A 22,280-nucleotide genomic window follows, 5' to 3' on the forward strand; every position below is an offset into this window, starting at 1 on the left:
GCTAAGATAATTTCTCTTAGCTCTTCTTTCATAAAATTAATGTTTTTCAAATACTATTTCACTTCATTCGCTACAAAAAATTGCTCACAAACACTCGAAATACGCTGTAAGTCTACGTTCCCGCCAGATATAACCGCTACTACTTTTTTCCCTTTAATATATGTATCCACTTTCCCTGCAAGTAGAGCAGCAGTAGCTAATGCACCTGCACCTTCTACAACAGCTTTACCACGCTGTAATAAGTCTTTCATCGCTACTTCTAACTCGCCTTCTGATACTGTTACAATATCATCTACTAATTCTTTTACAACTTCAAAAGTTAAATCGCCTGGTATTTTAACTGCGCAGCCATCTGCTATAGTAGGTGCCTCATAATGTTCTACAATTGTGCCTTTGTCATAAGATGCCTTCATCCCATGAACATTGTCTGCTTGAACACCAATTATATTAATGGATGGATTAAAAGATTTTAATGCAACCGCAATACCAGAAATAATTCCACCTCCGCCAATTGGTACAATAACAGTATCTACATCCCACATATCATCAAGAATGTCCAAGCCAATTGTACCTTGACCAGCCATTACTTCTACATCGTCATATGGATGTAAATATGTTTCACCTGTTTCCCTAATAATCTCCTCACATTTTGCCTTTGCATCATCAAAAGTTTCACCATGTAAAACCACTTCAGATCCATATCCTTTAGTTGCATCAACTTTCGCCTGAGGTGCAGAAATCGGCATAACAATTTTACTCTTAATACCGAGTAAATGAGCAGATAAAGCAACTCCTTGCGCATGATTACCTGCAGAACAAGCAATTACTCCTCTCACTTTTTCTTGATCTGTCAGCTGTGACATTTTATTAAACGCACCACGGAATTTAAATGAACCCGTTAATTGCATATTTTCTAATTTCAAGTGAATTTCTCCGCCGGTTTTACTGGTTAAATAAAAAGATTTTACTAGTGGCGTTTTACGAGCATTTCTGTCTAGAATGTTTTGAGCTTTTTTAATGTCTGCTATATGTAATGGTAGTTTTTTAGTTATCATACTAACACCTCTTCTAATGATTTATAATTTACTGTTTGTCTCATTTCTAAGCTTTCGTAAGTAATAATCCCTTTATACGCAACCTACTATGTTAAAAAATCATTTCTCATATATGTACGCTACTCTTTACAGTACACATATGTAAACAATTCAACATCCTCTTCATATCACGTTCTTTGTAATGATTCAGGCATGCGATTTGGATCCAGTTATTCTTTTGTAAATAAGCTGATTCGTAATGGACAATATATCCTTGTAACGCTAAGGCATCGCCTGTCTCCTTAGAAGACTGATCTTCATTTAATTGAATGGTAACTATAATTGGCGCGGCATGTTCTTTAGGTGAAACAAGCTTTAATCCTATACTAGTAATAGCTTCTTCCATATAACCATATGTCTCTTTAATTTTTACATATACTTTTTCATCTTCAAATCTCTTCAATGCTTCTTGCAATGCATAAATTAAATTCCATGAATGAGAATATGGAATACTTTCATTTTCTTCGTACATACCAATGTCCATATAGGCCGGTAACGTCTCGTTTACTTTCACATTGTGATTATGAAAAACGAAAGATAATCCAGTAAACGATTTAATTGCCTTTCCACTAACACCGCTTGCAAAATATACATCCTTCAAATCTATTGGTATTGCGCCAATTGAGCTTATGCAATCTACACATAGTTTCACTTGATACTTTTTACAAAGCGCTTTTAGCTCTTCTAAATTATTTAACATTCCAATTGATGTTTCATGGTGAACAAACCAAAGCCATTCATAATTTCCACCTGCAATTATTTTTTCTAATTCGGTATGTATAAACGGCTCTCCTATTTCTTTTTTATACGTATTAAATTGTAATTGTGCACGTATTGCATGTCCCACTAATCTATTACCAAATTCCCCATTTGTTAATACTAGTCCTTTCCCTTTTAAAGAACGTAACTGTAATGCAATCGCATCATTCGCTAACGTCCCTGTTCCTAACATGATTTGTACACGCTTTGCTTTTGTCATCTGAAGTAATCGTTTCTTTACATTGCCCATCGTCACTTGAAATGACTTAGAGCGATGCGAAATAGGCTTAGTAGAAAATGCCTTTCGAACATTTTCTTCAATATCTACTGGACCAGGTAAAAACGTGTATTCTTTCGTCATAATACCCCCAACGCTCGACTCTTCAAACATAGCAGGGGTAACATACATTGGCTGGAAAGCTGCTGCTTCTGTACCAACTAACATATGGAAAGGTTTGAATCCCATTTGCTCATATAAAGGTAGTTCACGTGTTGTGGCTGAAATGAGTGCCAATTCATATCCATTTAGAAGCAAATAACGATGTAAAAAGCGAATTAAACCTAACAACGCTCTCCCATTTCGATATTCACGTTCTACTGAAAGCAAACGAATTTCATATACATTTTCTCCATGTTCTTGCAAATAAAAATCTAAATTTGGAATTTTATAATCTAACGAAAATGGTCGTTTTCCTCGCAACGCAACCATACCTACTAACTTACCCGCATCTAAACAAATTAAATATGTATTTTCTTCATGAAAACGATCAATACGAACACGCTCTTTCGTTTCTTCATGTTGCGGAATTTCTTCTACAAAAGTTTTATAATTTAATTTATGTATACTTTCAAATTCCCAATCTTGATCAGCAACTTTATAAATTAACCCCATGTTGTATCTCCTTTGTGCATTTAATAAAAATTATAAGTGGAGATAAACTCCACTTATTAAAAGTTCATTTCATTCTCGATTTACATATAAAATAAGTACAATTATAAGTGTACTTATAATTGTCGTAACAATAGAGTAAGAATACAAAATCATGCAAATTGGTAAACAAGCAATTGTAATTAACCCTGGCTTTGTAAATCCTTTAAATATTAAATACAATACAATGAAAATGCCTATAAGAGTAAGCGCTATCAAATAATCGAATGCGATGAGTCCTCCAATAAATGTTGAAATGCCTTTTCCGCCCTTGCCTTTAAATAAAACTGGGTAAATATGTCCAATGATAACGGCCAATAATGTTAACATTACGAATGTAGAATCTTCAAAAAGGTATTTTGCAATAGAAACTACGATTGCCCCTTTGATTGCATCACCTAAAAATGTAGCGATAAAATACCCTTTTCCATATACGCGCCCCATATTTCTTGCACCAGGATTCCCGCTTCCTTCATCCCTAATATCAACGTTATGTCTCCACTTTGTTACGATATAAGCGGTCAATATGTTTCCAAATAAATAAGAAACCACCAAATACAAAAACTGCATACTATTAATCATGTAATCATTCACTTTCTACATGGGAATACATATACAATATTCAATGACTACCTATATTGTACGTTTTTAACGAATTTACCGAAAGAATTCTCCTACCTCAAGCGCGTGAAGGGCGATAACCCAGCGGTAGGTGGGAGATGAATTTCGGTTTGGCATAGCCAAAATTTTTTGATAAACTAGCTATATGAAGTTCTTTGATAACTTGATATAGAAGGTTGCAGGAAGAAAATAGAGTGCGAAAACCAAGCCATTCGGTTCCTGCGTAAAATATCAACCGTATAAAGAGAGCATCTAATCGTTGGACATCTAGGGGTGGAACACCCCGAAGTAACGCTCAAGGAGACGAAAGGTTACTTTCGTCGTGGAACTGAGAAGCTCCCACTTCCAGCTTTGCTAAGTGGCGAATAGTTCACCATACATCCCTTTATACATTTTAACATCATATTTTTACAAATCATACCAAAATGTCATTTAATTATTTATACTTTAAAATATAAATCCTTCATTAAATAATATGTCCCTTTCGCTGCTAGTTCTGATTGTGATACAAATGTAACTTCTCCCATACTTTTCCCACAGCATTTCTTAAATTCAGCATATATTTCAGGAACGAAACGTAATATGCTGCCACTTACTGCAATTGGAGTTGATAAATCAGACTGCATCTTGTTATAAATATCTACTGTAATTCTTGCTAATTCTTTTCCAGCTTGCATCATAATTTCATGTGCGTCATCATTCCCATTTCTCGCTTCCTCAATAATGAATGGTGCAATTGCTGCAACTTTATCTTTTGAAGAGCTATATACTAGTCTTTTTATGTGAGACGATGTCAAAAGTTGAAACCGCTCTTGAATCCTTAAGCTTAATGGACAAAGTGTAACTCCTTGATCAAATTGATTTGCCATTCTCTTTAAACCTTGTAACGCAATCCAATATCCGCTTCCTTCATCTCCTAAAATATGTCCCCATCCCCCGCTATACTCGTACACTTCTCCCTTTTTCCCAATACAAATTGCACCTGTACCGCCAATCGTTAAAATTCCATCCTTCCCTTTTAAAGCAGCCGCATGTGCAATCATTGCGTCATTAAAAACTTCAATTTGTGTTCCATACTTCTTTTTTAGACGTAATGTTAATTCATCTGTATTTGCTCCACTTATACCTGCTAATCCTAAACAAATACATACGCATTTCTCATTTATTAAACTTTCCCGACATTGATCAATCGAATCCATAATATGTGAGAGTGCGTCCTTATAATCTATTAATATATTTCCAAATCTACTCGTACCTCTTGCAAGTTCATTTCCATCTTGATCAAAAGCAATCGCCTCTGTCTTTGATCCCCCACCATCTACTCCAATCATATACTTCATATATGTTCGCCTCATTTTCTTCTTATTGGAGGGAAAGTTATATTCCCTAAAACTACAGATTTCTTTGCACCTGTTGCGCTCGGCACATTACTCGGATTACGATGATGCGTTTCGTTTGCTAAAATTGCAAATGCGATTGCTTCTTTCGCTGCGGAAGAATAGCCTATATCTTCTTGAATAAAAATTGCGCATTTTTCTTCTTTCAATCCATTTCGTACCATTTCAACAAGTGTATCATTATAACTTCCACCGCCGCCTAGAATCACCTCATCGATTTCATAGTGTGGCAAAATAAACTCCTTATAATGATGAACAATTGAATTTGCTGTAAACATCGTGACAGTGGTCAATATACTTTCTTTACTATACTTTTCAAATCGTTTTAATAATTCACTTACAAACTCTTTTCCAAATTGTTCTCTACCTGTTGACTCTATATGAACGAGCGCTACGTCTATCCCATCTAACGATGTACCGGACATTATCCCTGCAATATACATAACGTGCATGACCCCCTATTCACTAAAAAACAATTATGTAAGTAAACAACGTACAACCTACAGAAAACAATATAAATCTAATAAACAACTGGACTTTCGATACAAATGTGCCATCAATAAAAGAAACAACAATCGTAAGCAAAACACTTGCCGCAATACTTGTAACGAGCCATATACTATGCATTTGTGATAGACTTAGCATTCTTAATAAAGGTACAAAAAGTAAATTTGCACAAATCACTCCAAATAATAATAAAAATACACCTTTATAACTAAATTTTATATTCATTCCATTTCACCCTCTCTAGACTTAATGTGAAAGAAGTGATAGACGAAATGCCTATCACTCAAAAATAAAATATAAAACTTAAGGATTAACAGATTCCCCGTCACCATTCTTTTCAATTTCAAGCATATTTTTGTCATACATTTTAAAGAATGGTAGGTAAATAAGGAATGATATTGCTATATTTATAAAAACTAATACAATCGCACGCCAATCTCCACCTGTTGCTAAATACGCGCCAATTGGAGCTGGTAATGTCCACGGCGGCATAATATGAGTTGGTGTTACAAACCCCATCGCAGTTGCAGCATAAGCTATAGTAGCTGTTACTAACGGTGTAATGACAAAAGGAATAATTAAAATTGGATTCAATACAATCGGCAAACCAAATATAACCGGTTCATTAATATTAAAAATCCCAGGCACAATACAAGTTCTCGATAATGCTTTCGAATATTTTGATCGACCAAATACGATCATAGCTAACACAAGTCCTAACGTTGCTCCCGAACCACCAATCCAAATAAACCATTGATAAAACGGCTCTGGTGCAATGAATGGAAAATGACTCGCACCACTCGCTACAGCTTCACCGTTCTTTCCTAAATACACATCCCAAAGCGGCCTCGCCACAGTTCCTACAACCGATACACCATGTATTCCGAAAGACCAGAAAAATGTAATTAAAAATACAGGTATAATAACGCCAAAGTAACTATCACCTGCTTTTACTAACGGTGCAGCTAATTTATCCACAACGTAATGTACATCAACTTTAAAAACGACTGTAATAAGACTCATAATAATAATAACGAAAGCTGCAGGTATAAGTGCTTCAAACGAACGCGATACTGACGGTGGTACTTGTTCTGGCATTTTGATTGTTACGTTATTCTTCTTACAAAATCTTAAAATCTCAACTGATAAAATAGAAACAATCATCGTCACGAATAATCCATGGCCTCCGAGATTTGTCATCGGAAGCATAAATCCTTTTTTATCAATTAATTCAGGGGTTAATGTTAATAGTAGTGAACATACCGCAAGCTGTGCTCCTGATAAAGCATCTAACTTATAACTTTTCGCTAAATTATATCCTATTCCAAATGCTATATATAAAGACATAATAAACATCGTTAACCGATATGGTATTAATATACTTGTTTGATTCTTTAATGCCCATACTGATATGAAACTATCTTTCGGCAATGGTGGAAATGCTACGATTAAAAAGAAACTCCCTACGATAATAAATGGTAACGCCGAAATAACTCCATCACGAATTGCTTGCAAATGTCTCTGTTCAGAAAGCCTTGCCATCGGTCCAGATAAGTTTTTATCAAGAAACGTGACAAACTTATTCATACCCCTTCCCCCTAACTGATTAAATCATTTACAGTTTTTAATAAAGTCGGCCCACCCAGCGGTGTGTATGCTTGCGGCGGAATGATACCGCACGGAACAGATTCCTGCTCTGCCAGTTTTTTTACAGAGTCAAATCGGTGTCTAATTTGGGGTGCAACCATTACAACATCCCAACCATTCTTTACTTCTTCCTCCACTTCACTTGTTCCAATTGCATGCACTTTCATGTTCACACCATTTTTCTCCGCCTCTTTTTTTAAAGCGTTTACAACAATTGCACTGGACATTCCTCCAGAACAAACGAATAAAACCTTCATTTATTAATCCTCCTATACTTATAATTTATTCCCTTTCAAGTGAAAGGAAGTTTCACTTTACTAACAAGCATATGAAGTAATGAAACGATTTAGTTATATTGAAAGTAAATTTCAGTAAAAATATTTCTCCTATTAAATTAATGTTTCAATATATATTTTTCTCAATTGCAAGGCCAACCTTATATCGTATATTATTTTAAATAATCATATGATAGGGAGGCGTATAAATGATCATTAAACGTTTATTAATGATATGTTGTATCGTCATCTTTTTTATTCCTTTCTCTTTCATTCCCCCACACTCTACTTATGCTGAAGTAAATACTACGTACAAGAAACATGAATTACGTGCTGTATGGATCGCATCTGTTCTTAATATTGATTGGCCCTCAAAGACTGGTTTATCAATTGAGGATCAGAAACAAGAATTTATTCGATTACTAGACGATGTAAAGAATACTGGTATGAATGCAGTTGTTATACAAATTAAACCAACTGCTGATGCTTTCTATCCCTCAAATTACGGTCCTTGGTCTGAATACATTACAGGTACACAAGGAAAAGATCCTGGTTATGACCCGCTCGCATTTATGATTGAAGAAACACATAAAAGAAATATAGAGTTCCACGCATGGATTAACCCATACCGAATAACAATGAATCACACTGATATAAACCAATTATCAGCAAATCACCCTGCAAAACAACATCCCGATTGGGTTGTACCTTATGGCGGAAAGTTATATTACAATCCTGGTATTCCAGAAGTTAAAAAATTTATAACGGAAGGTGCTTTAGAAATCGTACAAAATTACGATATTGATGCGTTGCATATGGATGATTATTTTTATCCTTATAAAGTAGTTGGTGAAGAATTTCCTGATCAAAAAACGTACGAAACGTATAATAACGGTAAATTTAAGAATATAGAGGATTGGCGACGTAACAATGTAAATGAACTTGTAAAGAGTTTAAATGCAGCTATTAAGCAAGAAAAATCATATGTAAAGTTTGGTATTAGTCCATTTGGTGTATGGCGAAATATTGCTGATGATCCAACTGGCTCTAACACAACCGCAGGCCAAAGAAACTTTGATGACCTTTATGCTGACACACGTGAGTGGATACAAAAAGGATATATTGACTACATTACCCCGCAAATATATTGGAATATTGGTTTCACACCTGCTGCGTATGACATATTAGTAGATTGGTGGGTAAAAGAAACAAATAACAAACCGATTCACCTATATATCGGTCAAGCGGCTTATAAAATAAATAACAACTCTGTCCCTGCTTGGTCTGATCCAGAAGAATATCCAAAGCAAATTGCTTTAAACCGTCAATATTCTCAAATAAAAGGTAGCATGCATTTCAGCTTAAAAGATATGAATAAAAACCCACTAGGAATTAAATATAGACTCTCGAAAGACATATATAAACATCCTGCATTAATCCCACCTATGCCTTGGCTTGATAATAATCCACCAAAACAGCCTACTTTAAAGGGTGCCATTCCAAGAGATGAAGGTATTGCTATAGGTATCATTGACAATAGAGATAATGACTCTACTTATTACGCTATTTATCGTGTGAATGGAAAAAATGAAGTGGATATACAAAATCCAAAAAATTTACTTACTACTGTCAGAAAAACGAAACTTGGAGAAATTTATGTAGATAAAACGGCTACTTCCGGAGAAACGTATACCTATGTGGTAACTGCCGTTGATCGATTGCATAATGAGAGTGTTCCTTCTAGTCATACTACCGTTAAGGCAAAATAAAACCTCAAAAAAACGCCTTAAAGCTGTAATACTTAGCTTTTAAGGCGTTTTTTTTATTTATTCTTAAATTTCTCTGTCGCTGCTCTCATCTTCACATTCAAATCGTGATCAATGGAGTCACGAATATCTCGCTCTACTTCTTCCATTTCTTTTTTGAAATTTTGCAAGTAGATTTTTAATTCTTCTTCTTTTTCCGGTCGTTGTGACGGTGGTAATTGTACTACTAACGATAACATCGCAGTTAAATCTTTCATTAAGAACGTTTCAAGTTTATGCTGTTGTTCAAACATACGCTGCTCTTGATAGTACGGCAATGCATTCAATACTGAAATTGTAATGTCATCAACCGTTCTTTGTAATGAAGGATTTATTGAGCGTTTATACGCTTGAATTGTATTTAGTGCATCTGGATATCGATCATAAAAATACAATTTATAAAACGATAAGTCTGTCGGTTTTACTGTTTGTTGTGATTCTTGTCTTAAGAAATCTTTCACTTTCATAGTTGCTAAGTCGATATCTTCATTTGTAAGCTTTTTCGTTGTTTTTGCCATTACATGTACTTTTTTCTGTTTTTCTTTCGGTAACATAGAGAATACTTGCTCTCTCGTACGTTGTCCTGATGTACAGAAAAGAGTATTTAATGTATGCTGTTCTTTCTTCCCTTCCGTACGAATCCAACGATAAAAGAGTGGGTGCTGCGTAAATTCTTGTAGAAACGGTATTGATTTATTCGATAACTTTTCTAAAGAATCATGTGCTCTTTTATATGGTTTCGTCCATGAAAAATACAGTTTTCGTCCGAAATATACAACTAATACAACGACAGTAAATGCGATTAAAAGTAATGTACCTAATAGTACTAGTACTGTTTGAATGAAACTCATTTTTTCACCTCCTCTAATAATCTGTTATTTCCTTGGACGCTGAATGAGTTTCTGCTTCATCTCATCATTAAATGTGTCTAGTTCAATGACGAATTTCTTACTAGACTCGATAATACGTTCTGAAGATTTCTCAGACGCTTCAATAGCCGCAAATACATTTTGGAATGATTCACGTAATTTATCCATGCTAATAGCAGGATTTTCAAGCAATTTTGTTGTTTCTTCTGTATTTTGTTTTAACGCTTGTGAGTTACTTAATACCATTGATTCAATTGCTTCATTTGTCGCATTAACTGCATCAATTGTTTTACGTTGATTCGTTAATGCCAGCTGGATAGCAGCTGAAACTGTTACAACGTTTTGCGTCATCGTAATTGCATTACGAATTGCTTCTGTTAATTTTTCGTTATTTTTCTTAATAATGTCTACAGATGCGATAGATTGTAATAGTACACTTTTCGCTTGCTGCATATTACGTGTACGTACGAGTATCTTTTCTAATGCATCATTAATTAATGGAATATCTCTTTGACGCTCTGGATTTTGTTTCTCAGCTTCGAGCATGCCAGCAAGTTTTTTTCCTAAGTATACTTGTTTATCAAGAGCATGAATTTTATCATGTGATTGTTCTTTTAACATTTCAAGGCCAACTGTATCTTCTTGCAAGTTATCACGGCCAATTAGTAGTGATCTTATAATCTCCTCGATTTGCTTATCTATAGATTGATATTTATGCACATATGTTTCAAGAGGATTCTTCTTGAATACTTTGAACATTATTTTCTTCATACCACTTGCTTTTAATGAATTCGGATCAAGTTCTGAGACCACTTTTCGTAATTCTAGCAATGTATTTGGAATTTCTTCATTTTTCCCATTCATCATCGCTGTTACAGGACGTTTCAATGCTGATAACGTTTGTCCTGCTGCTTGCTGCTCTTTATCTCCTAAGTCTCCAAGTTGCGACAATACTTTTGATAAATCTGTATTTTGCTCGCTATTTAACTTTTGCACATAAAGATCAGCCTCTTTATTCAGTTCCTCTAGTTCTGCATCTTTTATAACTGTATCAACTACTACTTCTACATTATTATCTTTCACAATCGATACAGATTCTTTTTTCTCGAGTTCAGTCAACAAAATCGCTCCCTTATTTATATGTGCGAATTTATATGCACTATATTTCATCTATTATATCGTATTTCATATACATTCTGACTGCTTGAAATCGATTTTTTTTAGAAATGCCTGTTTATGCAGTCATTCCCTGTTTCTTAGTATAAGTATACCTGTAATCATCATAATTTTCCTCAGACTTAAGACCTAGAGAACAACATGCTGAAGGCGGATTCTTCATATGTTACCTACGTAATTTATGTTTTTATTACTATGCTGTTTTCAATTCTTTGACATCTACTCACTTTCAATGTGATAATTATATTACGTTCACTTCTATCTATTCTTACGCGCTACAAATGCTCCCTTTTGAAACGCTAATAACACCGTTTCAAACACATCATCTTCTTCAATCATTTTTATAAACTCAGCTAATTCACTCGCATGAGAAGTTGCATTATCAATAATAAGAAAACCTTTTGGTTGTAAAATACGTTTAATATGCTCAAGCCACCAAATATATTGTGTACGCTCTGAATCTAGGAAAATAAAATCAAATGAATGATCGAGTTGCGAATCTAAAAATGCCCCCGCTTCTTGATTATGAACATCGATTCTTTGTACAAGGTTTGCCTTTTCAAAATTTACAAGTGCCTCTCCAACTCTTTCCGAAGAAAGCTCTACAGTTGTTACATTTCCATTAGTTTCTTCTACCGCATTAGCTAACCACAATGTAGAATAACCATTAGAAGTTCCAATTTCTAAAATTTTTTTTGCATTACATCCTTTAACTAAAATTGATAATAATTGTCCCAATTCACGAGAAATATTCCGTAATTTTTCTTCCCTCGTTTTTTTATTTCGATCGTGCTCTTCTCCATATTGTTCAAGTTGCAATAATAATGAATCTACTGTATCCATTCTTTTCATCGCCTTTCCAAGCAATATGATGAAAAAGCTCTTGCTGCCCGTCTACTTTTTATTATATGCGAAACAAAAACCTTTTTCCCGTTATATGACAAAGATTTATAATTTTTTATAGCATATTGTTTCGTTTTTTGGTAAAGTTAATTTCTACGTGCAATTATTCCATTCATATTATTTCACATTAAAATTGCAGTTATAAAATAATATAAACCCCATTTAAATGAATCGGTATTTCAAATTCAATTAAGCGCCCTTTTCGGACGCATTTTCTTTTGTTTATATATTTTTAGAAGAAAGGATGCTTACAATGAACGTGATTAGCTTAGATGCTGCTAGGAAGCGAAAGCAACATAAAAAATTAATGATTACTATACCGATTATTACACGTATTTATGAAGAAGACGGGGAAATTAAATTTGAGGTAGCCGGTGAAAAAGATGTACCTCTTGAAATGTTAGAAAAGTAATAAAATAAAGACGCATTTCTGTGAAATGCGTCTTTATTTTATATTTCCACATTTAAATGCATAAGTTTTTCAGGATTAACCATCATATAAATGTTTGAAATTTTCTCATCCTCAAATGCAAATGAAAGTACATAAGTTATTTTGTTATTTATTGTAACTATAACACCTGGTGCACCATTTACCATTTTAAGATCAACAGTGTACTCTTCTGTCAATCGTTTTGCAATCCCAAAGAACAAACGTATAATTTTATCCGCAGAATAAATCGGATTAATAGCAGTTGTAACTTTACCGCCACCATCTGCTTTGAATATCGCATCTGTTTTTAATACTTCTAACATTCCTTGCGCATCCCCACACTGTAATGATGACACAAACTTTTCAACATAAGCAGCCATTTTCTTCGTACTTAATTTTGATTGCTTCGGGTTATCTAAAATACTTTGTCGTGCACGTTGAAAGATTTTCCGGCAGTTCACACTACTCTTATCAACAATTGAAGCAATTTCCTCGTAGTCATAACTGAAAACCTCCCTTAATATGAAAACAATCCTTTCTACCTCAGACAGTTGTTGTAAAAGTAATAAATATGACGTGGAAAGGGATTCTTTCATTACAAATGACTCCAGCGGCCCATCACTCTCTTCTACAAGTGGCTCAGGTAACCACACCCCTACATATACGTTACGTTTATGCGCTGCCGAACGTAATTTATCAATTGAACGATTTGTCGCCATTTTACACAAATATGCTTTCATATTTTCTATAGACTCAACATCCTCAATATTATTTAGCGAGACAAATACATCCTGAACTATATCCTCAGCATCCATAACACTCCCAAGGATTCTATATGCTAATGAAAATAACAATGGTTTATACGCTTCATATAATTGCTCCGTGTCCATGATGAACATCCTCGCTTTCTAATTGCTTTAAAATGTGTAACGCTGCACGTTTCCCGCTTGCTACCGCAGCATCAGCTAATAATTCATCATGCCCAGCCCAATCTCCTGCAATGTAAACACCAGGCATTTCAGGGATATTAGGACCCGGGTTTTCAACCCGATCAATATGAGGAAAATCATTTACTACCGTTATTTCCGGCAAATATTGCTGTGCAACAATTTCTCTTTTCCAATTTGGATGTAACAACTCCATCGTATTTTTCAACTGTTCTTTATCATCATGAAAATCATTTATCTCTACCAAAGGATTGTGATACTTAATTAAACTCACAACTATCGATCCATCTTCACTTAATTTAGCTGCTCTTGATTGGTTTGTGAAAAATACAGGTTGATCTAATCCCAATGCGAAATGATGTGTAGGATTGGTTAAACGTCTCAAGCCAATATCTAATGCAGCAACGGTAACCGGTACCGATTGTTCACTCCATCTATACAGACGTGTTCCTTCTGCACCTTTTATTATTTTACAAGCTTCTTTAGGTGGAGTCGTCACGACAACTGCATCAACTTCAAATACTTCATCATCCAAACAACGAATTTTTTGTATACCTTCACAATGTTCTACTTCCAAAACATGCTTACTAGCTAGAAATTGCACACCAACAGCATTCGCTAAATCCCTTAATTTTGTTATTATCGTCCCCCAACCACCATCTACGTAAAATACTCCTTCTTTCATAGAAAGCTGTATTTGCTTTAGTACTGATGATGCTAATTGTATTGTAGGAGCATACGTATATGTTGTTGTTCGGCATAGCGCATAAAATATATTTCGAACCATTGGATCTTTTATTTCATTCTCTGCCCATGTAGTTAGACTCATTTTTGGAACTTCTCCTACATCTACATTCCCTAAATGGATCATAAGACGTGAGAATTGTACTTTTGCAGACCATGAAAGTAGAGGTGTTGATAAAATAGAGCGAAAATCTGTCGGAATGGTAAATACATCGCCTTTCCATATTCCATGCGCTTTTGTAGATGGTATTCCACCCGGGAGACTCATACCGAGCTCATTAAAAGTTAAAAATGCTTCTCCTCCTCTGTATAAAGCATGCGCACCAAGGTTCATGCAAATGCCATTTTTATTTATAGTCATCCCTCGACCACCAAAGCGATTAGACTTTTCTAACACAATCACTTTCCTTCCAGCTTTCGCTAAATATATAGATGCTGTTAATCCAGCAAGCCCGCCGCCAACAATTGCTACATCAAATGTATTCATAATAAAATCCCTCCTTATCGTTCTACATACAAGACGAACGATTTAGGAGGGATGTGACATTCAATTACACTTAATTTATTGATTTTAACCAATTTATTGCCGAATCAACTGTCAAACAGTGGTTTGAAACTTGTTTACATAATAATATTATTTCCTGTATTCTAATCTCTTACATGCTGGTACCAAATTTCTCTTTCTTCTTCACTCATTTCACCAATTATTTTTGAAAAATCTATTTTTTTATCAAAAGAGTCTTTTAACATATGAAATTGATCAAACGACCCTGTAAATATTTCTAATGAATTAGAACAACAAATCGTTTCAAGGTTTTCAATTGTTGCTCCATCTAATTCTAGCTCCTTTAATCCTTTCAATCGCCCTAATGTCGATCCATCTTTTACCTTTGTATCTATTAACTTTATATTTTGTAGTGCTGTATTATATTTAAAACAATTAAAATTATCAATACTACTATTTTCAATTTCAATTGTTACTAATTTATTTAAGTTTTGTAAAACGAGTAAATCCACTTCATTGACATTATCTAACCCTAAAATACGTAAATGCTTTAAAGTATCTACTTTTGAAATTGCAATGAGCTGTTCACGATTTGAAATATGTACAGAAAGCGATTCTAACATCCGAAACTGCGATAGCAACGAATAATCTTTAATATCTGTATTTGAAATATCTATTTTTTTTAATGATGGCATTTCTACAAGTGCCGATAGATTATTTACACTCGTCTTCTTAATATTCATTTCTTCTAAGTGCTGCAAATGTAATATTGGTGTTAAATCTTGAACCGGATTATTAACTAAATATAACTTCTTTAAAGAATTCATCCGTTCTAATCCTGTTATATCTTTAATTTCATTTCCAGATAAAATTAGCTCCCTTACTTCCGTACATATCTGTAATGGACTAATATCTACTAACTCATTCCCACCTAAATATAACCTCTTTTCTCTTATAAATTTACTCGCACGTTCATGAGATCCCACGATGTTTTTCCATTTTTCATTTAAACTACCATACCAATTTTTAACATTATTTTCAGATTGAAATATAAAATTAGGATGTAAAACAGGTAATTCAATATTAAATAATGCGTCTAAAAAATGTATATTATCATTAGCACCATAACTCCAATATGAATAATCTTCCTCTTGGTGAATCGTGAAATTTTTATCTTTTAGCGTTTGTAAAATGAATAGTAAAAAATCTGAAATTCTATTTGCAATAACATATTTCACTTCTTCATCTCGTCCAAAATTAATAACTTGTCCTATTTCCCCCTTTTCATCCGGATCAATATCTATTGCAATATTATTCCCACCACCGTCATTACTAATGGGTATCCATCTTCTATTTACATATTTCTCTTTAATATACTTTGTTGGTATAGAGTATGCATCAAAATCAAATGTCCCTCCATCTTCAACCTTTTTCCATATTCTCCATTCATCCAAAACTTCATCTAACGATAGAAATGGCAAACCAAAAAATAAACCTGGCCCAGATTTACCCTCACCGTTATGTGCGAGATAAAGCATACGTAATTCATCTGGAAACGAAATCCCCATTTCACTTTCGACATATTGAATTTCTTCTATTGTTGCAGGCTCATTCAAAAATGGTTTAAAGTGATTTTTCAATTCAACTTCTAACTCTTTTAAAATAGTATTATTCATTCCCCACACTCCCCTTGTATTTCATAATAAAAAAGTGCTATTAATCACATTAATTGTAATTAATAGCACTTTTTTTCGCAACCAAACTAATGTGATACTATTTCATCGTGATCCAATCATACTGTATACACACTAACGGTTTTATTATTTTACAAACTAAAACCATCCCCCTTTCACATTTCAATACCTAGACTCATACCCTAATTTCAGATTGCAATACAATATAAGAAAGGCAGGTAATACAAATGACTTCTAATATTGACTACACCTCTCCTTCAACCAACTTCACTCATGATTTAAGTAAAAGTAATTTTTTTAAGAAAGATGCCCAAAATTATATAAACGTACTTGGCATTAAACAATTAAATACTTTAGAAAATACTTCTTTATTAGATATTTATTTAAGTAACGGGAATGTTGTAGAACCTCATATTCATCAAAATGCAGCTGAGCTTGTTTACTGTATTTCAGGATCTGCTGTTGTTTCTTTACTTAATCCATTTACGAATCAAATTTTAAACTTACCGATAAAACCAGGGCAAGTTGCTAATATTCCACAGGCATGGTGGCATTATGAAATTGCTACAGCAGATAATACTCATTTATTAGCTATTTTCGACGCCCCAACCCCAGAAGTTATTTTTGGTTCTGATATTTTAAGATTAACTCCGGCTAATATAATGGCTCATACTTATTGTCTCAATGAACAACAATGGAAACAAGCGGTATCTCCTATTCAATCTACTACGGTAATCGGTCCTTCGGCAAACTGTAATCAAAATCGAGGAATGATAAATCCACCAACTCAGCCTCCTAATCCACAACAAAATCTATATTATCAAGATTCTTATTACTTCCCTCCTTACTGGGGTTATTAATACGTATCATTTTAATAGAATCATCATTTATCTCCTCGAAAAATACTGAGGAGATATTTTATTGTATCTCCTCTTCCTATTCTTTATCGTAACAATTAATAGTGTACATACATATAATATTTATATAATTAATTGGAGGTGATAGTGCTATGAGTAATTATAACTATCGAAAAAACTACTCTCATAATAAAAATAGTAGCTCGTCAGCATCCTCTCAATCTTCGAATTCTCAATCTTCTGATTCCCAATCACAAAGAGATTTAGCCGAGCAAGGCTATGTAAAGAAAAAAGGATGCAACTGTAATAAAAATAAATAGTTTATTACTAATTTGAGCAATTACATTTCATCGCTCATGATTAACAATTTAACCCACTAGTATATAGTTTATTTAATGGATGAATTCTATTTGTAATAGAATTCATCCTTTTACTTATGAGGAATTTTTCAAGCAATATAACTTATCCCATGAACTATAAAATATAAATCATAAGTTTTTATTTTCCCTTTATACCAACTTAACAAAGAGTAATTTCCTAATTAATTTATCACGTATTTCTCACAAAAATATAGCCCTTCCTAATAAAATTAGGAAGGGCTATATACAAATGCCACTTTAAATTTCAAGCAAACATTGTAACAAATTAAACGATATTAATACCTGCACTTACAAATCCAGCTACTGCAGCTACTGGACTAGCTGATGTTAATGAAACATATACTAGTATTTTATCCTCAGCGGCTACTGGAATAGCAAGAGGTTGGATTCCTGATCTCGTATCAAGAATCGAGATTGTGTTAAATGCTGGTAATAAAAGCGGTACTCCCTGTGGTGTAAACGTATTACTTCCTGCAGGTGCAATAAATATTTGCAGCTGAACTTGAACAGTTAATAGAGGTAACGCAGCTGTTGCACTAATGAAACCTGCTAATGACGTAATAGTCCCTGCGCGTGGTGCTGAAAATGCATAATCACCTATAAGAACTGGGTTTGTAAATACGAGATTTGTTCCAGTCAAACTTACGCCAGGCTGACTAAATCCAAACCCGAGAAGAGTTCCTGTATTGAGTAGTGGCGCTAACACATTTGCTAACGCAGCTGGCGTTGTACCTGAAGCAAACGGAATAATAGCTCCTCCGCCAGTCGCTCCTGTCGCTCCTGTTGGACCTGTTGCTCCTGTTGCTCCTGCTCCCGTTGGACCTGTTGCTCCTGTTACTCCTGCTCCTGTTGGGCCTGTTGGGCCTGTTGCTCCCGTTGAACCTGTTGATCCTGCTCCTGTTGGACCTGTTGCTCCCGTTGGACCTGTTGCTCCTGTTGATCCTGCTCCTGTTGGGCCTGTTGAACCTGTTACTCCTGCTCCTGTTGGACCTGTTGCTCCCGTTGGACCTGTTGCTCCTGTTGATCCTGCTCCTGTTGGGCCTGTTGCTCCTGTTGGGCCTCCCCCTGGAGTAGCACCAATTAGTTGAACTAATAGGTTTAATAGAAGTTGTAAACTTGAAGGATCAATAATTAAAGAGAAGAAGAATGGTGCAAGAGCGCTGTAGAATTGTTGTAATAAGGAAAGTAATTTACTTAAGTCTGGGTTAGGAGATTGTAGTACATTGATAATACTTTGAATTAATTGTTTTAAATAATCACCTTCTGGAGAAGGTGGTAATTCATTTAGTAAATTCAATAGTTGAATAAACAAATTGAGTAAAGCTAATCTGTTTGCGTCACTTGGGTTTGCAAAAAAAGCTGCAACAGCCGAAATTAAAGAGTTTAGTAAAGTGATTAATCTACCTAATTGCTCGCTACTAATCGGAACGGTTTGTGGGTTATTACAACAATCTGCTGTGAAAATAATCGGATTACAGTTATTGTTACCAAAACAATCGTTATGTTTCATTTATTTCCTCCTTACTTATATTATATTTGAGTGCTTTCCTATTTTAAGAACTATAAGAGATGTAATTGAAAAAAAGAGTTATATTATATGATTAACCTAAAATAGGAAACATGAATTATAATTAATCTTTAAAATATAATTTAATTATGTTCATGACTCACATATTAATTATATGTTTTTAATAATTGACTGCTTAGATTAAATACCTAAACTTAAAAGTTTATTTTAATTTTCCACGTTTATCTCTTCCCGAAAAATCCATATTTATTCGAATATGAAAGTTGTAAATATACCTTAATATATTCCACAAGTCTCAACACCAATTTTTATATTTTAGTAAAATTATGTCTTTATTATAATTGTGCTACTTCTATAAGAATGAAGCCGTTTCTATTATAAAAATCTCTCATAAACTATAGTAGACAAGTTATTCATAACTTCGTTCCAATAAAATATTAATAGGAGTGAGAATTATTTGCCTCTTTAGGGGAAGTGTCAAGAACCATCTCAATACGTATTTGAAAAACATACTCCAGTCCTATACACAAGAGCAATACAATGTTGACACTCAAATGAGTGTCAATTTTTCTAGATTACAAAAAATAAAAACCATCTCTTATAGATGGTTTTATCATTTCGCATGTTTTTATGTTTTTAAAACAGCAGCAAACTTATGACGCTGGATAATAAATTGTCATACTTAATCGAGTTAATGTTCGTCCAGAATTTTTATAAGTGTGCGATCTATCCGCCATAAACCGAATTGAATCTCCGCTATTTAATTTATATTGGCAATCATTTACTTCAATTGTCAATTCTCCTTCAAACACAGTAATAAATTCTTCCGTTCCTTCTTTATGTGCTTCTGAACTTAATTTCCCTTCTTTTTCAATTTCAACCGTATAGATTTCAAAGTTCCTATGCTCTTGGAAAGGAAAAGAAGGATATACTTTATATCTCCCATTATCCTCAGACAAGACTCGAACATCATTTCGTAAAACCACTTTTGTATCAGGCTGTGGATTATTGATTAAAGTGGTAAAAGACACTTTCAAACCATTCGCAATTTTCCATATTGTCGTTAGTGTCGGGCTTGATTCACCCCTTTCAATTTGCCCAATCATCGTTTTACTCACACCTGTTAATTGAGCAACCTTTTCTAAACTTAATTTTTCTTTCTCTCGTATTGTTTTTAAATTTTTCGCCAGAATAAGTTGAATTTCTTCCATAAAAAAACACTCCTAAACCATATACAATATAACGACCGTTATGTATAATAAAAAGCACACGTTATGTTGTTCTTTTCGGTCATTATAACATACAATTTTTTAGGGGGTTTTGAAATGCCTATATTTTCTTTTTTATTATTTGTTTTTATAAGTAGCTTCACACCCGGACCTAATAATTTCTTAGCTATGACGTATGCCAATCAACATGGTTTAAAGAGGAGCATACAATTTTGCTTTGGAGTAGCTTTCGGTTTTTTCATCCTTACTTTCTTATGTAGTTTCTTTAATATTGTACTAATTAATATCCTACCCATAATTGAATTACCTTTAAAAATTTTAGGTGTAGCATATATGCTATATTTAGCTTTTAAAATACTTACTAGTAAAGGCAATACAGAGCCCACTGAAAAAAATAATACAAACTTATTTACAGTGGGGATTTCCCTTCAATTTGTTAACCCTAAAGGGATATTATTCGGACTGACTGTAGTATCTACTTTTATACTGCCTTATTACCAATCATATTTAAGTTACGTTCTCTTTTCCTTATTTCTAGGTATAGTCGGTTTAATGAGTACATTTAGTTGGAGCCTATTCGGTTCAATGTTCCAAAAGATTTTATTAAAACATAATCAATTATTTAACATCATTATGGCCATTTTGTTAGTTTTCAGTGCTATTTCAATCGTTATACACTAGGTTTATACTTATTTTTGATACTTGTAAATCTTCTTTCTATTAACATCAGATTGTAGCTCTGGTATATCACTCTTTATTCCCAAAAATAGTTGATTTTTTTCACCTATCCAGCACATAACTCCCACCTACTTATTGGATCATGTTCTATCTATTCTTTAAGGTGGGAGAGTTTCAGCCGAAAAATGATAAAATGAAACTTTAATCGGAGTGGATTTTTGCTCATCCCCACCGATTATTAGTGGAAATCAAACTGACTGCTCGCAAATAACAGATTAATAATCGCTTAATCCAGATTCCTTCTAATTTACTTAACCTCATACCACCAGCCTTTACGATCAAGCCAGCCTTTCATACCGTTTAATTGCGCATCTGAAGTTGGATCGGAAATAAAATATGTTAATCCATCAGATTGTAAAATAAATTTAGCTGTCATCTTAACTGAATTTAAAGCTTGCATAGCCTCAGGAGCTTCATACGGTGAAAAAGCGCCTGATTGGATGATATTTTGTTTAGATGGTGGAGTTGTCCCACCTGATTGTCCCGTTATAGCATAAACGATTGAATTAGCAATCTTATCCACATCCCATTTCGCCATATCGGATTCATTATCGATAAATCCAAGTTCAATTAAAATTGCTGGTGCCTTCGTATTTGCTAATACATAAAGGTCTTTTCGTTCCTTCGCGCCTCGGTTTGACCATCCAATATCTTTTGAAAGTTGCGATGCTATTTTTGCTGATAAAGCTTGTTGATCATAGTAAAGTACTTCAACACCATTAGCGTTAGTATCATACGAGTTTAAGTGAAATGAGATTACTAGATCTACATCATGCGAGTTCGTTTTTGCTACAATATTACTTAAATTTTGCGCTTGTGTTGTCCCTACCTCATCAGTATCATCATAAACTGTATGTCCCAATGCTCTTAATTTAGTTACAACTGCATCCTTAACTTGGCGATCCATAATATGTTCTTTCCGATTCCCATAATTTGCCCCCTGTACAATACTGTTATGACCTCCATGTAAACTATATCTAGCCATTGTTCTACATCCCCTTTTTTATTAATATATTCAAAGCTCGTCTTATTGTCCGGCCAAATATTCAATATAGTTACAACAAACAATAAATAGGGCGCTAATCTATTTGAAATTTTAAAAAGACTTACTCTTTGCTATTGAGGGAAGAGCCTGAGAGCCATATCAGACTCTTATTTGTCTATATACCATGTAAAAATACGGATTTGACAAAATCAACAAAAGACCAGTCCATTAATTCAACTCATTATCTACATCCAATTCTTCC

General features: G+C 34.0%; 20 protein-coding genes and 1 pseudogene. 4 read left to right on the forward strand and 17 right to left on the reverse strand.

What is annotated here, in order from left to right:
- Positions 1-53: 53 nt before the first annotated feature.
- The 8 genes and pseudogenes from tdcB to COC96_RS00595 form a co-directional block, all read right to left on the reverse strand.
- Positions 54-1,055 (reverse strand): bifunctional threonine ammonia-lyase/L-serine ammonia-lyase TdcB, encoded by a 1,002-nt coding sequence (gene tdcB / locus COC96_RS00555; RefSeq protein WP_098266811.1) that lies wholly within the window; start codon positions 1,053-1,055, stop codon positions 54-56.
- A gap of 106 nt (positions 1,056-1,161) precedes the next feature.
- On the reverse strand, positions 1,162-2,745 hold the full coding sequence (locus COC96_RS00560) for an aminotransferase class V-fold PLP-dependent enzyme (RefSeq protein ID WP_098266810.1): 1,584 nt from the start codon (positions 2,743-2,745) through the stop codon (positions 1,162-1,164).
- Positions 2,746-2,814: 69 nt separating this feature from the next.
- Positions 2,815-3,363 carry a glycerol-3-phosphate 1-O-acyltransferase PlsY gene (gene plsY, locus COC96_RS00565; protein WP_098266809.1) on the reverse strand — a complete coding sequence of 183 codons (549 nt, stop codon included), beginning with the start codon at positions 3,361-3,363 and terminating at the stop codon, positions 2,815-2,817.
- 479 nt (positions 3,364-3,842) lie between these two features.
- Entirely contained in the window at positions 3,843-4,742 is a 900-nt protein-coding gene (locus COC96_RS00575; protein WP_098768089.1) for a BadF/BadG/BcrA/BcrD ATPase family protein, read from the reverse strand.
- Positions 4,743-4,753: 11 nt separating this feature from the next.
- Positions 4,754-5,176 (reverse strand): annotated as a pseudogene (locus COC96_RS00580) (anhydro-N-acetylmuramic acid kinase); the annotation flags it as partial.
- 88 nt (positions 5,177-5,264) lie between these two features.
- Positions 5,265-5,531: a hypothetical protein gene (locus COC96_RS00585; RefSeq protein ID WP_098266806.1), complete on the reverse strand. Its 267-nt coding sequence runs from the start codon at positions 5,529-5,531 to the stop codon at positions 5,265-5,267.
- A 78-nt stretch (positions 5,532-5,609) separates the two neighbouring features.
- On the reverse strand, positions 5,610-6,893 hold the full coding sequence (locus COC96_RS00590) for a PTS sugar transporter subunit IIC (protein ID WP_098768090.1): 1,284 nt from the start codon (positions 6,891-6,893) through the stop codon (positions 5,610-5,612).
- Between the two features lie 11 nt (positions 6,894-6,904).
- Complete coding sequence (locus COC96_RS00595) at positions 6,905-7,210, reverse strand: PTS sugar transporter subunit IIB (RefSeq protein WP_098266804.1); 306 nt, start codon at positions 7,208-7,210, stop codon at positions 6,905-6,907.
- Positions 7,211-7,437: 227 nt separating this feature from the next.
- On the opposite strand from COC96_RS00595, the gene COC96_RS00600 reads away from it, so the two are divergent.
- Positions 7,438-8,997 (forward strand): glycoside hydrolase family 10 protein, encoded by a 1,560-nt coding sequence (locus tag COC96_RS00600; RefSeq protein WP_098266803.1) that lies wholly within the window; start codon positions 7,438-7,440, stop codon positions 8,995-8,997.
- Positions 8,998-9,050: 53 nt separating this feature from the next.
- Here the strand turns inward: COC96_RS00600 and COC96_RS00605 are convergent, their stop codons facing one another.
- From COC96_RS00605 to COC96_RS00615, 3 genes are all read right to left on the reverse strand, one after another.
- On the reverse strand, positions 9,051-9,884 hold the full coding sequence (locus COC96_RS00605; protein ID WP_098266802.1) for a DUF3974 domain-containing protein: 834 nt from the start codon (positions 9,882-9,884) through the stop codon (positions 9,051-9,053).
- A 24-nt stretch (positions 9,885-9,908) separates the two neighbouring features.
- Entirely contained in the window at positions 9,909-11,021 is a 1,113-nt protein-coding gene (locus COC96_RS00610; RefSeq protein WP_141436282.1) for a toxic anion resistance protein, read from the reverse strand.
- A 315-nt stretch (positions 11,022-11,336) separates the two neighbouring features.
- Positions 11,337-11,930, reverse strand: coding sequence for an O-methyltransferase (locus tag COC96_RS00615; RefSeq protein ID WP_141535985.1), 594 nt, complete (start codon positions 11,928-11,930; stop codon positions 11,337-11,339).
- A 304-nt stretch (positions 11,931-12,234) separates the two neighbouring features.
- Between COC96_RS00615 and COC96_RS27430 the strand changes: the two genes are divergently transcribed.
- Positions 12,235-12,393, forward strand: a complete 159-nt coding sequence (locus tag COC96_RS27430) for a hypothetical protein (RefSeq protein WP_001100984.1) — start codon at positions 12,235-12,237, stop codon at positions 12,391-12,393.
- Positions 12,394-12,431: 38 nt separating this feature from the next.
- On the opposite strand, the gene COC96_RS00625 is transcribed toward COC96_RS27430, so the two are convergent.
- The 3 genes from COC96_RS00625 to COC96_RS00635 form a co-directional block, all read right to left on the reverse strand.
- The gene (locus COC96_RS00625; RefSeq protein ID WP_098266800.1) at positions 12,432-13,301 is read right to left on the reverse strand and encodes a sigma-70 family RNA polymerase sigma factor; all 870 of its coding nucleotides are present in this window, start codon (positions 13,299-13,301) and stop codon (positions 12,432-12,434) included.
- Entirely contained in the window at positions 13,279-14,589 is a 1,311-nt protein-coding gene (locus COC96_RS00630) for a phytoene desaturase family protein (protein WP_098266799.1), read from the reverse strand. The genes COC96_RS00625 and COC96_RS00630 overlap by 23 nt, the downstream gene beginning before the upstream one ends.
- Positions 14,590-14,750: 161 nt before the next feature.
- Complete coding sequence (locus tag COC96_RS00635) at positions 14,751-16,283, reverse strand: SMI1/KNR4 family protein (RefSeq protein ID WP_098266798.1); 1,533 nt, start codon at positions 16,281-16,283, stop codon at positions 14,751-14,753.
- Positions 16,284-16,528: 245 nt separating this feature from the next.
- On the opposite strand from COC96_RS00635, the gene COC96_RS00640 reads away from it, so the two are divergent.
- Complete coding sequence (locus tag COC96_RS00640; RefSeq protein WP_098266797.1) at positions 16,529-17,161, forward strand: cupin domain-containing protein; 633 nt, start codon at positions 16,529-16,531, stop codon at positions 17,159-17,161.
- 642 nt (positions 17,162-17,803) lie between these two features.
- On the opposite strand, the gene COC96_RS00645 is transcribed toward COC96_RS00640, so the two are convergent.
- Both COC96_RS00645 and COC96_RS00650 read right to left on the reverse strand, forming a co-directional pair.
- The gene (locus COC96_RS00645) at positions 17,804-19,048 is read right to left on the reverse strand and encodes an exosporium glycoprotein BclB-related protein (protein ID WP_098768091.1); all 1,245 of its coding nucleotides are present in this window, start codon (positions 19,046-19,048) and stop codon (positions 17,804-17,806) included.
- Between the two features lie 671 nt (positions 19,049-19,719).
- Positions 19,720-20,277, reverse strand: coding sequence for a helix-turn-helix domain-containing protein (locus COC96_RS00650; RefSeq protein WP_098266795.1), 558 nt, complete (start codon positions 20,275-20,277; stop codon positions 19,720-19,722).
- Between the two features lie 114 nt (positions 20,278-20,391).
- On the opposite strand from COC96_RS00650, the gene COC96_RS00655 reads away from it, so the two are divergent.
- On the forward strand, positions 20,392-20,976 hold the full coding sequence (locus COC96_RS00655; protein WP_098266794.1) for a LysE family transporter: 585 nt from the start codon (positions 20,392-20,394) through the stop codon (positions 20,974-20,976).
- 304 nt (positions 20,977-21,280) lie between these two features.
- Here COC96_RS00655 and COC96_RS00660 read toward each other — a convergent pair whose 3' ends face one another.
- Positions 21,281-22,018 (reverse strand): N-acetylmuramoyl-L-alanine amidase, encoded by a 738-nt coding sequence (locus COC96_RS00660; protein ID WP_098266793.1) that lies wholly within the window; start codon positions 22,016-22,018, stop codon positions 21,281-21,283.
- Positions 22,019-22,280 lie beyond the last annotated feature (262 nt).

Source organism: Bacillus cereus (assembly GCF_002577405.1).
Lineage (GTDB): Bacteria > Bacillota > Bacilli > Bacillales > Bacillaceae_G > Bacillus_A > Bacillus_A cereus_AU.

Coding starts and splice junctions, on each gene's coding strand:
- COC96_RS00605 (WP_098266802.1), bottom strand. CDS start 9,884: ATGAGTTTCATTCAAACAGTACTAGTACTATTAGGTACATTACTTTTA.
- plsY (WP_098266809.1), bottom strand. CDS start 3,363: ATGATTAATAGTATGCAGTTTTTGTATTTGGTGGTTTCTTATTTATTT.
- COC96_RS00650 (WP_098266795.1), bottom strand. CDS start 20,277: ATGGAAGAAATTCAACTTATTCTGGCGAAAAATTTAAAAACAATACGA.
- COC96_RS00595 (WP_098266804.1), bottom strand. CDS start 7,210: ATGAAGGTTTTATTCGTTTGTTCTGGAGGAATGTCCAGTGCAATTGTT.
- COC96_RS00655 (WP_098266794.1), top strand. CDS start 20,392: ATGCCTATATTTTCTTTTTTATTATTTGTTTTTATAAGTAGCTTCACA.
- COC96_RS00635 (WP_098266798.1), bottom strand. CDS start 16,283: ATGAATAATACTATTTTAAAAGAGTTAGAAGTTGAATTGAAAAATCAC.
- COC96_RS00660 (WP_098266793.1), bottom strand. CDS start 22,018: ATGGCTAGATATAGTTTACATGGAGGTCATAACAGTATTGTACAGGGG.
- COC96_RS00560 (WP_098266810.1), bottom strand. CDS start 2,745: ATGGGGTTAATTTATAAAGTTGCTGATCAAGATTGGGAATTTGAAAGT.
- COC96_RS00590 (WP_098768090.1), bottom strand. CDS start 6,893: ATGAATAAGTTTGTCACGTTTCTTGATAAAAACTTATCTGGACCGATG.
- COC96_RS00575 (WP_098768089.1), bottom strand. CDS start 4,742: ATGAAGTATATGATTGGAGTAGATGGTGGGGGATCAAAGACAGAGGCG.
- COC96_RS00630 (WP_098266799.1), bottom strand. CDS start 14,589: ATGAATACATTTGATGTAGCAATTGTTGGCGGCGGGCTTGCTGGATTA.
- COC96_RS00645 (WP_098768091.1), bottom strand. CDS start 19,048: ATGAAACATAACGATTGTTTTGGTAACAATAACTGTAATCCGATTATT.
- COC96_RS27430 (WP_001100984.1), top strand. CDS start 12,235: ATGAACGTGATTAGCTTAGATGCTGCTAGGAAGCGAAAGCAACATAAA.
- COC96_RS00640 (WP_098266797.1), top strand. CDS start 16,529: ATGACTTCTAATATTGACTACACCTCTCCTTCAACCAACTTCACTCAT.
- tdcB (WP_098266811.1), bottom strand. CDS start 1,055: ATGATAACTAAAAAACTACCATTACATATAGCAGACATTAAAAAAGCT.
- COC96_RS00625 (WP_098266800.1), bottom strand. CDS start 13,301: ATGGACACGGAGCAATTATATGAAGCGTATAAACCATTGTTATTTTCA.
- COC96_RS00585 (WP_098266806.1), bottom strand. CDS start 5,531: ATGAATATAAAATTTAGTTATAAAGGTGTATTTTTATTATTATTTGGA.
- COC96_RS00615 (WP_141535985.1), bottom strand. CDS start 11,930: ATGAAAAGAATGGATACAGTAGATTCATTATTATTGCAACTTGAACAA.
- COC96_RS00600 (WP_098266803.1), top strand. CDS start 7,438: ATGATCATTAAACGTTTATTAATGATATGTTGTATCGTCATCTTTTTT.